At 60.0% G+C, this 13,828-nt stretch carries 14 protein-coding genes; all 14 read left to right on the forward strand.

What is annotated here, in order from left to right:
* The first annotated feature begins 346 nt into the window (after positions 1-346).
* The gene (locus tag ASF04_RS22785) at positions 347-655 is read left to right on the forward strand and encodes an FmdB family zinc ribbon protein (protein WP_056146910.1); all 309 of its coding nucleotides are present in this window, start codon (positions 347-349) and stop codon (positions 653-655) included.
* 20 nt (positions 656-675) lie between these two features.
* Positions 676-1,305, forward strand: coding sequence for a DUF502 domain-containing protein (locus ASF04_RS22790; RefSeq protein WP_056146912.1), 630 nt, complete (start codon positions 676-678; stop codon positions 1,303-1,305).
* Between the two features lie 59 nt (positions 1,306-1,364).
* Positions 1,365-3,164: an aspartate--tRNA ligase gene (gene aspS, locus ASF04_RS22795; protein WP_200931137.1), complete on the forward strand. Its 1,800-nt coding sequence runs from the start codon at positions 1,365-1,367 to the stop codon at positions 3,162-3,164.
* A gap of 150 nt (positions 3,165-3,314) precedes the next feature.
* Complete coding sequence (locus ASF04_RS22805) at positions 3,315-4,385, forward strand: AAA family ATPase (RefSeq protein WP_156368739.1); 1,071 nt, start codon at positions 3,315-3,317, stop codon at positions 4,383-4,385.
* Positions 4,385-4,978 (forward strand): hypothetical protein, encoded by a 594-nt coding sequence (locus ASF04_RS22810; protein WP_056146918.1) that lies wholly within the window; start codon positions 4,385-4,387, stop codon positions 4,976-4,978. Before ASF04_RS22805 ends, ASF04_RS22810 begins: the two co-directional genes overlap by 1 nt.
* A complete protein-coding gene (nudB, locus tag ASF04_RS22815) occupies positions 4,965-5,432 on the forward strand; it encodes a dihydroneopterin triphosphate diphosphatase (RefSeq protein WP_056146919.1) in 468 nt (155 codons plus the stop codon). Before ASF04_RS22810 ends, nudB begins: the two co-directional genes overlap by 14 nt.
* 116 nt (positions 5,433-5,548) lie before the next feature.
* Positions 5,549-5,839: a type II toxin-antitoxin system MqsR family toxin gene (locus ASF04_RS22820; protein ID WP_056146921.1), complete on the forward strand. Its 291-nt coding sequence runs from the start codon at positions 5,549-5,551 to the stop codon at positions 5,837-5,839.
* 2 nt (positions 5,840-5,841) lie between these two features.
* Positions 5,842-6,243, forward strand: coding sequence for a type II toxin-antitoxin system MqsA family antitoxin (locus tag ASF04_RS22825; RefSeq protein WP_056146924.1), 402 nt, complete (start codon positions 5,842-5,844; stop codon positions 6,241-6,243).
* 84 nt (positions 6,244-6,327) lie between these two features.
* Entirely contained in the window at positions 6,328-7,146 is an 819-nt protein-coding gene (locus ASF04_RS22830; RefSeq protein ID WP_026637556.1) for an endonuclease/exonuclease/phosphatase family protein, read from the forward strand.
* A 9-nt stretch (positions 7,147-7,155) separates the two neighbouring features.
* A complete protein-coding gene (gene clsB / locus ASF04_RS22835; protein ID WP_056146926.1) occupies positions 7,156-8,322 on the forward strand; it encodes a cardiolipin synthase ClsB in 1,167 nt (388 codons plus the stop codon).
* Positions 8,319-8,690: an RNA-binding S4 domain-containing protein gene (locus ASF04_RS22840; RefSeq protein WP_056146928.1), complete on the forward strand. Its 372-nt coding sequence runs from the start codon at positions 8,319-8,321 to the stop codon at positions 8,688-8,690. The genes clsB and ASF04_RS22840 overlap by 4 nt, the downstream gene beginning before the upstream one ends.
* Before the next feature lie 276 nt (positions 8,691-8,966).
* Positions 8,967-9,554 carry a TetR/AcrR family transcriptional regulator gene (locus ASF04_RS22845; RefSeq protein ID WP_019923369.1) on the forward strand — a complete coding sequence of 196 codons (588 nt, stop codon included), beginning with the start codon at positions 8,967-8,969 and terminating at the stop codon, positions 9,552-9,554.
* A gap of 68 nt (positions 9,555-9,622) precedes the next feature.
* Entirely contained in the window at positions 9,623-11,413 is a 1,791-nt protein-coding gene (locus tag ASF04_RS22850) for an acyl-CoA dehydrogenase C-terminal domain-containing protein (protein WP_056146930.1), read from the forward strand.
* A gap of 12 nt (positions 11,414-11,425) precedes the next feature.
* Positions 11,426-13,825 (forward strand): 3-hydroxyacyl-CoA dehydrogenase/enoyl-CoA hydratase family protein, encoded by a 2,400-nt coding sequence (locus ASF04_RS22855; RefSeq protein WP_056146932.1) that lies wholly within the window; start codon positions 11,426-11,428, stop codon positions 13,823-13,825.
* The last annotated feature ends 3 nt before the right edge of the window (positions 13,826-13,828 follow it).

Consider the following 13,828-nt stretch of genomic DNA (forward strand, 5'->3'; position numbering starts at 1 on the left):
GGTGCAACGGTTCGCTGGGGGACTCTGCAACGAACTTGCTCTGTGCAAAGGCAGGAGAGAACAGGGTAGTGGCCAACAGGCCGGCAAAGACGTACTTTTTCATGTATTTCCCAATCAGGAGATGTCAGCGTCGACGACTGGACGGCAAGGCGCGCAATGATTCAGGGATTGGGAAATCAGCGCATAAGGGTGGATTAGACCATGAATTTAAACCGCTGGCGAATAGCTTTTTTCAATGAAAGCGATTAACTATGCGCCGCCGACTGGCCTTGGGCACAGGAAACAGGAATAGGGCGCCCAAAAGGCTTTATAATTCAGGGTTTTGATGATTTTTGCGGAGTAATAGATGCCGATCTACGCTTACCGCTGCGAGGCATGTGGTTTTGCCAAGGATGTCTTGCAGAAGATTTCCGACCCGCAGCTGACTGTTTGCCCAGAATGTGGCAAGGACTCGTTCAAGAAACAACTGACCGCCGCCGGCTTCCAGCTGAAGGGCTCGGGTTGGTATGTTACCGATTTCCGTGGCGGCACCCCGCCGGCCACCGGCGTGTCCAGCCCGTCGGGCGCGATCGCCTCGTCGGCGCCGGCCAAGTCGGAGGCGCCTGCTGCAGCACCGGCGGCTGCTGCGCCATCCAGCACCACCAAAGGGGATTGATCTGATGAGCAGAGCAACCGATGCGTAAATATTTCATTACTGGCCTGCTGATCCTGGTGCCGCTGGCGATTACAGCCTGGGTGCTGAACCTGGTGATCAGCACCATGGACCAGTCGCTGCTGTTCGTGCCCGAGCGCTGGCAGCCGCGCACGCTGTTCGGCTTCAACATCCCGGGCCTGGGCACCTTGCTCACCGTGGTGATCATTTTCCTGACCGGCCTGCTGACTAACAACCTGGTCGGCAACTACGTATTGCGCGTGTGGGAAAAGCTGCTCAAGCGTATCCCGCTGGTGAACTCGCTGTATTCGAGCGTCAAGCAGGTATCCGATACCTTGCTGTCGTCGTCCGGCAACGCGTTCCGCAAGGCGGTGATGATTCCGTATCCGCACCAGAATTCTTACACCATCGCTTTCCTCACCGGCACGCCCGGTGGCGACGTGAAAAACCACCTGGTGGGCGACTACGTGAGCGTGTACGTGCCCACCACGCCGAACCCGACATCGGGATTTTTCCTGATGATGGCGCGCAAGGACGTGGTCGAGCTCGACATGACCGTCGATGCTGCCCTGAAATACATCGTCTCGATGGGCGTGGTGGCGCCGGAAGATGTTCCGCAAGCCATCGCCCTGCCGGACCGCATCACCAAGTAAACAATACAGCCGAACTCTCTGAGTAATTTAACCTGAACCGAGAAATAATCATGTCCTCAATGCGTACTCACTACTGCGGCCTCACCACTGAAGCGCTGCTTGGCCAAACCGTCAGCCTGTGCGGCTGGGTACACCGTCGCCGCGACCACGGCGGCGTGATCTTCATCGACCTGCGCGACCGCGAAGGCCTGGTGCAGATCGTCTGTAATCCGGAGCAAGCCGAAGTGTTCAAGGCCGCCGAAGCCGTACGTAACGAGTTCTGCCTGCGCGTGACCGGCGTGGTCAAGGACCGCCTGGCCGGCACCGTCAACAACAACCTGAAATCGGGCAAGATCGAAGTCGTTTGCTCGCAACTGGAAGTGCTGAACCCGTCCGTGGCCGTGCCGTTCCAGCTCGACGACGACAACCTGTCGGAAACCACCCGCCTGACCCACCGCGTGCTGGACCTGCGTCGCCCGCAAATGCAAAACAACCTGCGTCTGCGTTACAAGGTAACGATGGAAGTGCGCAAGTACCTGGACGAACTGGGCTTCATCGACATCGAAACCCCGATGCTGACCAAGTCCACGCCTGAAGGCGCACGCGACTACCTGGTGCCATCGCGTGTTAACGCCGGCAGCTTCTTCGCGCTGCCGCAGTCGCCGCAACTGTTCAAACAGTTGCTGATGGTCGCCAACTTCGACCGTTACTACCAGATCACCAAGTGCTTCCGCGACGAAGACCTGCGCGCCGACCGCCAGCCGGAATTCACCCAGATCGATTGCGAAACCTCGTTCCTGACCGAGCAGGAAATCCGCGACCTGTTCGAGGACATGATCCGCAAGGTGTTCACCAACACCATGGGCGTTGAACTGCCTAATCCGTTCCCGGTGATGAACTTCTCCGAAGCGATGGGCAAATACGGTTCGGACAAGCCGGACATGCGCGTCAAACTGGAATTCACCGAACTGACCGACGTGGTTAAAAACGTCGAATTCAAGATCTTCAACAGCGCCGCCAACCTGCCTAACGGCCGCGTGGTCGGCATGCGCGTGCCGCAAGGCGGTTCGATGCCGCGTTCGGAAATCGACGCGTACACCCAGTTCGTCGCCATCTATGGCGCGCGTGGCCTGGCGTACATCAAGGTCAACGAAAAAGCCAAGGGCCGCGAAGGTCTGCAGTCGCCGATCGTCAAGAGCATCGACGACGAAACCCTGGCCAAGATCCTGGAACTGACCGGTGCGCAAGACGGCGACCTGATCTTCTTCGGCGCCGACAAGGCCAAGGTCGTCAACGACGCCATCGGCGCGCTGCGCGTGAAAATCGGCCACTCGGAATTCGGCAAGAACGCCGGCCTGTTCGACGACGTCTGGTCGCCGCTGTGGGTGATCGATTTCCCGATGTTCGAATACGACGAAGAATCGGACCGCTGGACCGCCACCCACCACCCATTCACCGCGCCAAAAGACGGCCACGAAGACTGGCTGGAAACCAACCCGGGCGCCTGCATCGCCAAGGCCTACGACATGGTCCTGAACGGCTGGGAACTGGGCGGCGGTTCGATCCGTATCCACCGCGAAGAAGTGCAGTCGAAAGTCTTCCGCGCGCTGAAAATCGATGCTGACGAAGCCCGTCTGAAGTTCGGCTTCCTGCTCGACGCACTGCAATACGGCGCGCCACCGCACGGCGGCCTGGCCTTCGGCCTGGACCGTATCGTCACGCTGATGACCAAGTCCGATTCGATCCGCGACGTGATCGCCTTCCCGAAAACCCAGCGCGCCCAGGATCTGCTGACCCAGGCACCGTCGGAAGTCGACGAGAAGCAACTCAAGGAACTGCACATCCGCCTGCGCGCGGCTGAGCCGAAGGTCGCTAGCTGATTTTAGCTGTGTTCGCTTTAGCGAATAGTTGAACGAAAAAGGCGCTCTCGTAGCGCCTTTTTCTTATTTCGCGCCATTGAAACGGCGGCTGACAGCGGGTGCCGCTTGGTCTATCCTGTCGAAAGTCCTATCGATTTGGAGGAGCTGGCGATGCGGATCGAACATCTCATGCTTCGCAACTGGCGCAATTTTCGGACGGCCGATGTCGATCTGCCACCGCGCGCTTTTCTCATCGGTCCTAACGCCTCGGGCAAGACCAATTTGCTCGATGCCTTGCGTTTTCTGCGCGATGTCGCGCATGATGGTTTGCAGGCGGCTGTGGCCGCGCGCAGAGGAGTCCATATGTTGCGCAATTTTGCTGCCTCGCCGGATGCCGACATCGAGACTGCCATCGCAGTAACCGACGACAGCGAAACCTGGACATACCGGCTAGTACTCAACCACGACAGCGCTATGCGCGGCTGCGTGGTGCAGGAGATGCTGTCTGGCTTGGGCGAGACGATCAGCCAAGAGGGCGGCTTAGCGACTTCGGGACCAACCTATCAAACCCTGCTCGAAGGTCTGAACGTTCACGATCAGTTCGGGCCGTGTGCACAATTTTTTAAAACCATCTCGTCGCCACTGCTCGTGCACGACCATTTGCCCGGCTCCGGTTTCCTGCCCCGAATGTGGCAGACAGCGGAACGCACACGCATTGCGCGGTTAAAGAAAATCGAGCGGGTTTTGCAGATCGCACTACCGCAACTCAGCAAGCTGGACATTGTTGCCGACGAAGCGGGTAATCCGCATTTAAACGTCGCTTATAGCGATTGGCGCCGGCACACGGTACACGACGAGCGCGATTTGTCCGACGGCACCTTGCGCATAGTGGCTTTGCTATGGGGGATGTTTGATGGCGAAGGTCCTCTTCTGCTGGAGGAGCCCGAAAGTGCGTTGCACCACGACGTCGTTGCGCAGCTGGCGCAAATCTTGGGTCAGATGAACCGGCAGAAGCGGATTCAGCGGCAAATTTTGATCAGCACTCACTCTGAAGACTTGTTACGCGACGGTGGCATCGCAGCTGAGGAAGTCTTGCGACTGGTTCCCGTCAAAGGCGGCAGCATCGTGGCAAGTGCAGACGATTACGATCGGCAGCTGATGCGCGAGGGCATGTCGGTAGCCGAAGTCATGTTGCCCAAATCGGCACCGCCGCGTATGGCACAGCTGGCAGTGGAGCTGTAATGTATTTCAACCTGCTGGTCGAAGGCTATGTTGACGAAGCCGTCGCCCAGCGACTGCTGCAAGATTGCGGCCACGAGTCAGGCGTCACCTACGGTAAAAAAGGCTGGAACTACATCCAGCAGAGAATTGGGTCGTTTGACCGGGCCGCCGGCGTGCACGGGCTACTGACCCTGGTTGATTTCATGGATACTGGCAAAAGCTGTCCACCAGCGGTGGTGCACGACTGGTTGCCGCAACGGGCAGCCACGCACCTGTTTCGCGTCGCCGTGCGCGAGATCGAGTCATGGATACTTGCGGACAGAAAAGGTGTTGCCCGCTTCCTCGACGTGCCGTTGGTAAAAATTCCACGCGATGTCGAAGCGCTGGCCGATCCGAAGCAGGCGCTGGTCAACCTAGCCCGTAGTTCACGGTCGAGAGTGATCAGGGAAGCACTGGTGCCGCGAACGGGCTATACAGCGATGGAGGGCCCGTTGTATTCTTCCGAAGTCGCCCGCTTTGTGCGGCTAAACTGGAACCACGATGCCGCGCGGCTGCAATCGGACAGCTTACATCGTTGCATTCATCGATTACTTGAACTTCATGACAGAAAATAAACCAGCCGGCTACAAGATCCCCGAATCCGTACTGGTGGTCATTCACACCGCCGACCTGCAAGTACTGCTCATTGAGCGCGCCGACCGTCCCGGTTTCTGGCAATCTGTCACCGGCTCGATCGACGTGCTTGGCGAGCCGTTCATCGAGGCCGCTGCGCGCGAGTTGTTCGAGGAGACCGGCATCGTGGCCGACGGCGAACGCATCGTGCTGCGCGACTGGCAACTGTCGAACATCTACACCATCTACCCCGAATGGCGCCACCGCTACGCGCCCGGCGTGGTCGAAAACACCGAGCACATCTTCAGCGTTGAAGTCCCGCGCGACACGCCGATCACGCTGTCGCCACGCGAGCACATCAACCACGCCTGGCTGCCCTACCTGGAGGCGGCCGACAAGTGTTTTTCGTCTTCGAATGCGGAGGCGATCCTGCTGCTGCCACGACACTTGGAGTAGCTCTGTTCGATTGATCTATCGCAGTCCTCGGCTGTGCACCCAAGCTAATCTGCATTAACCTGGTTCATTAAATTAACCAACTGGGTTAATCTTCGATTCAGCTTGGGACAACCGCCATGACCAGCTACAGCATTCCGACGCACGACCTCTCGCGCATGATTGCGCTGATAAAACGGGGACATTTCCGCACGACTCACGTGGCGCGTGTTGGCGCCGTCGCTCTGGGGCTGATTGACGTCGTGGTGGATCTGCCAGCCCGAGGCCGGTTTTACAAGACCATGGAGTCGATCAACAATCCGGGGCACTGGATGGATGTCGACCATACGAGGACGCTGGCCGGAGACCCTGTCTATCTTAAATTGATGATACAAATCGGCGTATTGATTGTCTCGTTCAAGGAGTTATAGCGATGAAATGCGAAAACTGCGGTGCGTCCGCACTGGCGCACGATGTGCGCGACGTGCCTTATACGTACAAGGGCGAAACCACGATCCTGCCCCAGGTGGAAGGGGACTTTTGTTCCAGCTGCGACGAATCTGTCCTGGGACCGCAAGAGTCCCGTCGCACGATGGACCTGATGCTGGCCTTTAACAAGCAAGTCAACGCTGCAGCGGTCGATCCGCAATTCATCGTCAGCGTGCGCAAGAAACTCAATCTCGACCAGCGCCAGGCGGGCGAGATTTTCGGCGGTGCGGTCAATGCATTTTCGCGCTATGAGCTCGGCAAAACCAGGCCGCCACTGGCCACCGTCAAACTGCTGAAGCTTCTGAACAATCACCCGGAGTTGTTGCCGGAAGTGGCAGCAGCATAACCAGGCGGTACCCTTGTTTGCCGGAAAATTCGTATGTGCGGCGGCGAACGTACAGCTTCGCGGACTCAGGGTTACAATGTTTCCATGAAAATCCGTGTTGCCACATATAACATCCATAAAGGGGTGTCCTCGATCCGGGCCGAGCCGCGTGTTCTGGCGCTCAAGCAGGCTATCGGCATGTTCGACGCCGACGTGGTGTTTCTGCAGGAGGTGCAGGGCAAGCATGACCTGAAGGCCGCCAAGTATGGCGCCGAGCACCTCGGCACCAAGCACTGGCCCGCCGCGTCGCAGCACGAATACTTTGCCGGCGAATCGCGCCACCTGCACGCGGCTTACGGCATGAACGCGGTGTACGACCACGGCCACCACGGCAACGCGCTGCTCAGTGCCTTCCCGATCGCCAATATGGCCAATCACGATGTGTCCGACCACGCCTACGAGCAGCGCGGCATCCTGCATTGCGTACTCAATACCCCGCACGGCATCGTCCACTGCTACGTCGTGCACCTGGGCTTGTTCGAGGCCGGGCGCCGGCGCCAGACCCAGGCCTTGATTTCTGCCGTGCGCGCGTCGGCGCCCGATGGCGAACCGGTGATCATCGCCGGCGATTTCAACGACTGGCGCAATACCCTCAGTGCCGAACTGCGCAATGCGCTCGGCGTGGTGGAGGCATTCGACCAGCTTGGCGGTCCGCCGTCGGCGCTCAGCGACATCATGCGCACACTGCGCCGCAAATCGTCCGTCAATCCGGCCCGCACCTTCCCGTCGGCGCTGCCGTTTTTCCGCCTCGATCGGATTTACGTGCGCGGCTTCAAGGTCGATACGGCCGAGGTCCTGCACGGGTCGCTGTGGGCCAAGTTGTCGGATCACGCGCCGATTGTCGCGTCGCTATCACTTGGCTAGAATGGCGCCATGGGCACCTCTGTCAACTTCCTCGCCGATAACGAAGTCAGGCTCCTGCATACCGGCACGGATTATTTTCCCGCGCTCATTGCAGCGATCGACAACGCCCGTCACGAAATCTATTTCGAAACCTATATCTTTGCCCCCGACGACACCGGCCAGCGCGTGATGGCAGCCTTGATCGGCGCCGCCCGGCGCGGCATTCACGTGCGCATGATCACCGACTGGTGGGGCACCGGCCGGCGCCAGGTCAACAGCATGCACGAGAAGCTGGTGGCTGGCGGTGTCGAACACCGCGTGTTCAATCCGTGGTTCAAGCGCGGCGTCACGCGCACCCATCGCAAGATTTGCGTGGTCGATCGCGAGATTGCGCTGGTCGGCGGCATCAACATCAACGACGACATGTTCTGCGACTACAACCACGCAATTGCGCTCGATTTTCCACGCTGGGATTTCGCGGTGCAAGTGTGCGGGCCGCTGGTGGCGTCGGTGCAAAAAGAGCAGGAAACCCAGTGGCGCCGGCTGGGCAAGATGAACCTCATCAAGCGCATCAGCCTGTATCGCGACATGCGCAAGGTGAACAAGGCTGCCGCCGAAAACATGGTGCAGGCCGGCTTCGTGGTGCGCGACAACCTGCGCAATCGCAGCACCATCCAGCGCGCGTACTTGCAGGCGCTGGGCCGCGCCCGTAAAAGCGTGCTGCTGGCCAATCCGTATTTCGCGCCCGGGCGCAAGTTTCGCCGCGCGCTGGCCGCTGCCGCCGAGCGCGGGGTCGATGTCACGCTGCTGATCGGCGTGGGCGAGATCTGGCTGCAGGATGCGGTCGCCCACTCGTTTTATCCGAAACTGCTGGCGGCCGGCGTCAAGATCGTTGAATACCGCAAGACGCAATTGCACGCCAAGGTGGCCGTGATCGACGACGACTGGGCCACCGTGGGCTCGAGCAATGTCGATGGTCTGTCGCTGTTCCTGAACCAGGAAGCCAACGTGGTAATCAAGGATGCCGCATTTGCGCAGACCTTGCGCGCCCACATCGAGGACGCCGTCGCCGATGGCGTGCCGATTGATTATGCCGACTTCGAACATGTCGGCCGTTTTCGCCGCATCGGTTACGAGATCGCGTTCGTGTTCTACCGGACCGTGATGCGCCTGTTCTCAGTAGGAAAATATGCATGAGTGATACCGTCAGACTCGACAAGTGGCTGTGGGCCGCGCGCTTCTTCAAAACCCGTACCCTGGCCACCGATGCCATCGACAGCGGTAAAGTCAAAGTCAACGGCGACAAGGTCAAACCGGCACGCAATGTGCACATCGGCGACCAGCTCGACATCGACAACGGCTCCGACCGCTGGGAAGTCGATGTGATGAATCTGTCCGACGTGCGCGCTGCCGCGCCGATCGCCCGCAACCTGTACGAAGAGACCGACGAGAGCGTGCAGCGGCGGGCGCTGGTGGCGGAAAACCGCCGCCTGTTCCGCGAGCCGACCGCCGACTTCAAGGGCCGTCCGACCAAGCGCGACCGCCGCCAGCTCGGCAAATTGTAAGCTCACCTCCGGCCTCATGCGCGGGTCCGGACCGCGCACAAGGCGCCACCCTGCAACAGATCACCGTTACGGGATACACGTCGCATCTCCCCATGCTGCACCGCAGCAATAGAACCTCGACTCTAAACGTAGCGTTTGACTTTTGTCACGCGCTGGATAATAGTACGAGCGTTCGCAATTCTTTTCATACGGAGTAAATTTAAGTGGCGCAGAATACTTTGCTCCACGGCCAAATTCACCTCGGGATCCATTCTTATTAATACCTCAACTAAATTTATGCGCAAGGGCGAACTGACACGGGCGGCAATTCTCGACGTGGCGCTGGACCTGGCCAGCCGGGACGGGCTGGAAGGCCTGACCATCGGCCTGCTCGCGGACAAGATGAACATGAGCAAGTCCGGCGTGTTCGCCCATTTCGGCTCGCGCGAGGATTTGCAGTTGGAAGTGCTCAAGCTGTATCACCATCGTTTCGAACAAGAAGTGTTTTTCCCCAGCGTCAAAGAGCCGCGCGGCATCTTGCGCTTGCGCTCGATGTTTGCGCGCTGGGTCAAGCGCGTGAGCGTGGAAGTGGCGTCGGGCTGTATCTATATCAGCGGCGCGGTCGAGTACGACGACCGCCCGGGCCCGATCCGCGAAGAGTTGATGGCCATGGTCGGCGCCTGGCAGGCCGCGCTGCTGCGCTGTGTGCAGCAATGCATCGAAGTGGGCGACTTGAAAGCCGACAGCGATGCGCGCCAGATGGTCTACGAGATGTACGGCCTGATCCTGGCGCTGCACCACGATGCGCGCTTCCTGCGCATCCCCGGCAGCCTGGAGCGGGCCGGTAATGGATTTGAACGTTTGATCGTGTCGTACAAGAATTAGCAAGGCAGTTGGTAACACCTACGCAAGCCACCATTTTTGCAGTCAATAAAAGTCATCAGGAGAACACCATGGGTCAATACGTCGCGCCAATCCGGGATATGCAATTCGTGCTGCACGAACTGCTCAACGTGCAGGAAGAACTGAAAGCGTTGCCGGACTACGCCGAAATCGATGCCGACATCATCAACCAAGTACTGGAAGAGGGCGGCAAGTTCACGTCGGAAGTGCTGTTCCCGCTGAACCATTCGGGCGACCGCGAAGGTTGCAAGCTCGACGTGGCGACCAACTCCGTGACCACGCCAAAAGGCTTCAAGGAAGCCTACAAGCAGTACGTCGAGGGCGGCTGGGCGGCGCTGGCGTGCGATCCGGAATACGGCGGCCAAGGCTTGCCAGTGCTGCTGAACAATTCGTTCTACGAAATGCTGAACTCGGCCAACCAGGCCTGGACCATGTACCCGGGCCTGTCGCACGGCGCCTACGAGTGCCTGAAGGAACACGGCACCGACGAACAGAAATCGACCTACCTGCCGAAACTGGTCTCGGGCGAATGGACCGGCACCATGTGCCTGACCGAACCGCACTGCGGCACCGACCTGGGCATGCTGCGCTCGAAAGCGCTGCCACAGGAAGACGGCTCGTGGCTGATCACCGGCAACAAGATCTTCATCTCGGCCGGCGAACACGACATGGCTGAAAACATCCTGCACCTGGTGCTGGCCCGCGTGCCGGACGCACCGGAAGGCTCGAAAGGCATTTCGCTGTTTCTGGTACCGAAATTCCTGCCGAACGCCGACGGTACCATTGGCGCGCGCAACCCGATCACCTGCGGCGCCATCGAAGAAAAAATGGGCATCCACGGCAACTCCACCTGCCAGATGAACCTGGACGGCGCAAAAGGCTGGATCATCGGCCAGCCGAACAAGGGCCTGAACGCCATGTTCGTGTTCATGAACGCCGCCCGCCTGGGCGTGGGCATGCAGTCGCTGGGCCTGACCGAAGTCGCGTATCAAAACGCGCTGGTCTACGCCAAGGACCGCATCCAGATGCGTTCGCTGTCTGGCGTGAAGGCGCCGGACAAGCCAGCCGATCCGATCATCGTGCACCCGGACGTGCGCCGCATGCTGCTTACCGCCAAGGCCTACGCCGAAGGTGGCCGCGCGTTCACGTCGTACGTGGCGCTGCAGATCGACCGCGAACTGCACCACCCGGACGCCGACGTGCGCAAGGAAGCTGCCGACGAAGTCGCGCTGCTGACGCCTATCGTTAAAGCCTTTATCACCGACAACGGCTGGATCGCCACCTCGGAAGCGATGCAGGTATTCGGCGGCCACGGCTACATCGCCGAGTGGGGCATGGAACAGTACGTGCGCGACGCCCGTATCAACATGATTTATGAAGGCACCAATACCATCCAGTCGCTGGACCTGCTGGGCCGCAAGATTTTGGGCGACAACGGCGCCAAGCTGCGCAAGTTCGGCGAGAAGATCAAGAACTTCGTGGAAGAAAACGGTACCGACGAAGCGCTGAGCGAATTCATCACCCCGCTGGGCGACCTTGGCGACAAGGTCACCAAGCTGACCATGGAAATCGGCATGAAGGCGTTCCAGAACCCGGACGAAGTCGGCGCTGCCTGCGTACCGTACCTGCGTGTGGTCGGTCACCTGGTGTACAGTTACCTGTTCGCGCAAATGGCCAAGATTGCTCTGGCCAAGGAAGACAGCGGCGACAACTTCTACAAGGCAAAACTGGCCACGACGCGCTTCTACTTCGCCCGTCTGCAACCGGAAACCGCCACCCTGATCCGCCAGGCTCGCTCGGGTTCCGCCAACCTGATGGCCCTCGACGCCGACCTGTTCTAAGAGAGGAACGACATGACCAATTTCATCGTTAAAAAAGTAGCCGTGCTGGGCGCCGGCGTGATGGGCGCACAAATCGCCGCCCACTGCGTCAACGCCAAGGTGCCTGTCGTGCTGTTCGACCTGCCGGCCAAGGAAGGCCCGAAAAACGGCATCGTCCTCAAAGCCATCGAAGGCCTGAAGAAACTGTCGCCTGCACCGCTCGGCAACAAGGATCACGCCGCGCTGATCGAAGTAGCGAACTACGAAGACGACCTGGCCAAGCTCGAAGAGTGCGACCTGATCATCGAAGCCATCGCCGAGCGCATGGACTGGAAGCACGACCTGTACAAGAAGGTCGCACCGCACATCGGCGCCAACGCCATTTTCGCGTCGAACACCTCGGGCCTGTCGATCACCACGCTGTCCGAAGGTTTCGATGCCGACCTGAAATCGCGCTACTGCGGCGTGCACTTCTTCAACCCGCCACGCTATATGCACCTGGTCGAAATCATCCCGACCGAGTTCACCAAGCCTGAAATCGCCGACCATCTCGAAGGTTTCCTGACCACCACCCTGGGCAAGGGCGTGGTTCGCGCCAAAGATACGCCGAACTTCATCGCCAACCGCGTGGGCGTGTTCGGCATCCTGGCCATCATCCATGAAGCGGAAAAATTCGGTTTGTCGGTCGACGTGGTCGACGACCTGACCGGCGCCAAGCTCGGTCGCGCCAAGTCGGGCACGTTCCGCACTGCCGACGTGGTGGGCCTCGACACCATGGGCCACGTGATCAAGACCATGCAGGACAACCTGCCGAACGATCCGTTTGCCGCCGTCTATAAAACGCCGGAAACGCTGGCCAAGCTGGTGGAAAAGGGCGCGCTGGGCCAGAAGTCCGGCGCCGGTTTCTACAAGAAGGTCGGCAAGGACATCCTGCGCCTGGATTTTGCCACCGGTGAATACGTACCGGGCGGCGGCAAGGCTGCCGACATCATTGGCCGCATCCTGAAGGAAAAAGATCCGGTCAAGAAAATGAAAGCGCTGCGCGAATCGACCAATCCCCAGGGCCAGTTCCTGTGGGCGATCTTCCGCGACGCGTTCCACTACATCGCCGTGCACCTCGACACCGTGGCCGACAATGCCCGCGACATCGACTTCGCCATGCGCTGGGGCTTCGGCTGGACCGTCGGTCCGTTCGAAACCTGGCAGGCCGCCGGCTGGTCGCAGGTAGCGCAGTGGGTCAAGCAAGACATCGATGCCGGCCAGGCGCTGTCGTCCGCACCGCTGCCGGCCTGGGTCTTCGAAGGCCCGGTTGCCGACAAGGGCGGCGTGCACACGCCTGAGGGTTCGTGGTCGGCCGTATCGCAATCGTTCGTGCCACGTTCGACCCTGGCGGTATATGAGCGCCAGGCGTTCCGTGCACCGGTGGTGGGCGCTGGCGCCATCGACGGCCGCACTGCCGGCACCACGTTCCACGAGGACGACTCGGTGCGCATCTGGCACATGGACGACGAAGTGCTGGTGATCTCGCTGAAAACCAAGATGCACGTGATCAGCCCCGACGTCATCACCGGCTTCACCAAGGCGCTGGCCGAAGCGGAGAAAAACTTCAAGGGCCTGGTGATCTGGAACGCGGACGCAGCCGAAGGCGGCGCGTTCTCGGCCGGCGCCGACCTGCAATCGGCCCTGCCTGCCTTCATGCAGGGTGGCGCCAAGGCAGTCGATCCGATCATCAAGGACCTGCAGGACGCGTTCATGTCGCTCAAATACGCCAACGTGCCGGTGGTTGCTGCCGTGGCCGGCCTGGCGCTGGGCGGCGGTTGCGAGCTGGTGCTGCATGCGTCGAAGCGCGTGGCCTCGATCGAATCGTACATCGGCCTGGTGGAAGTGGGCGTGGGCCTGATTCCTGCCGGCGGCGGCCTGAAAGAAGCGGCATCGCGCGCTTACAAGGAAGCCAAGGGCAACGACATCCTGCAATTCCTGAAAACCGGTTTCACCAATGCCGCTACCGCCAACGTGTCGAAGTCGGCACTGGAAGCGCAGGCCATGGGTTACCTGAAGGAAGACGACGTGATCGTGTTCAACGCCTACGAGCTGCTGCACGTGGCCAAGGTGGAAGCGCGCGCCATGTTCGACAAGGGCTACCGCCCGCCGGTAAAAGCGCCGATCCAGGTGACCGGCCGCTACGGCTGGGCCACCATCAAGGCGCAGCTGGTCAATATGCGCGACGGCGGCTTCATTTCGGCGCACGACTTCAAGCTGGGCGACATGATCGCCGAGATCGTCTCTGGCGGTGACATCGACCAGGGTTCGTTCGTGAGCGAGCAGTGGATTTTGGATCGCGAACGCAAGGCCTTCCTCGAGCTGTTGAATCATCCAAAGACGCAAGAACGGATCATGGGCATGCTGCAGACCGGCAAGCCGGTACGCAACTAATCT

The organism is Duganella sp. Leaf61, assembly GCF_001421905.1.
GTDB classification, from domain to species: Bacteria; Pseudomonadota; Gammaproteobacteria; order Burkholderiales; family Burkholderiaceae_D; genus Rugamonas; species Rugamonas zoogloeoides.

Excerpts from the sequence above, each read along its gene's own strand:
- ASF04_RS22785 (WP_056146910.1), top strand. The coding sequence starts at position 347 with ATGCCGATCTACGCTTACCGCTGCGAGGCATGTGGTTTTGCCAAGGAT.
- ASF04_RS22790 (WP_056146912.1), top strand. The coding sequence starts at position 676 with ATGCGTAAATATTTCATTACTGGCCTGCTGATCCTGGTGCCGCTGGCG.
- aspS (WP_200931137.1), top strand. The coding sequence starts at position 1,365 with ATGCGTACTCACTACTGCGGCCTCACCACTGAAGCGCTGCTTGGCCAA.
- ASF04_RS22805 (WP_156368739.1), top strand. The coding sequence starts at position 3,315 with ATGCGGATCGAACATCTCATGCTTCGCAACTGGCGCAATTTTCGGACG.
- ASF04_RS22810 (WP_056146918.1), top strand. The coding sequence starts at position 4,385 with ATGTATTTCAACCTGCTGGTCGAAGGCTATGTTGACGAAGCCGTCGCC.
- nudB (WP_056146919.1), top strand. The coding sequence starts at position 4,965 with ATGACAGAAAATAAACCAGCCGGCTACAAGATCCCCGAATCCGTACTG.
- ASF04_RS22820 (WP_056146921.1), top strand. The coding sequence starts at position 5,549 with ATGACCAGCTACAGCATTCCGACGCACGACCTCTCGCGCATGATTGCG.
- ASF04_RS22825 (WP_056146924.1), top strand. The coding sequence starts at position 5,842 with ATGAAATGCGAAAACTGCGGTGCGTCCGCACTGGCGCACGATGTGCGC.
- ASF04_RS22830 (WP_026637556.1), top strand. The coding sequence starts at position 6,328 with ATGAAAATCCGTGTTGCCACATATAACATCCATAAAGGGGTGTCCTCG.
- clsB (WP_056146926.1), top strand. The coding sequence starts at position 7,156 with ATGGGCACCTCTGTCAACTTCCTCGCCGATAACGAAGTCAGGCTCCTG.
- ASF04_RS22840 (WP_056146928.1), top strand. The coding sequence starts at position 8,319 with ATGAGTGATACCGTCAGACTCGACAAGTGGCTGTGGGCCGCGCGCTTC.
- ASF04_RS22845 (WP_019923369.1), top strand. The coding sequence starts at position 8,967 with ATGCGCAAGGGCGAACTGACACGGGCGGCAATTCTCGACGTGGCGCTG.
- ASF04_RS22850 (WP_056146930.1), top strand. The coding sequence starts at position 9,623 with ATGGGTCAATACGTCGCGCCAATCCGGGATATGCAATTCGTGCTGCAC.
- ASF04_RS22855 (WP_056146932.1), top strand. The coding sequence starts at position 11,426 with ATGACCAATTTCATCGTTAAAAAAGTAGCCGTGCTGGGCGCCGGCGTG.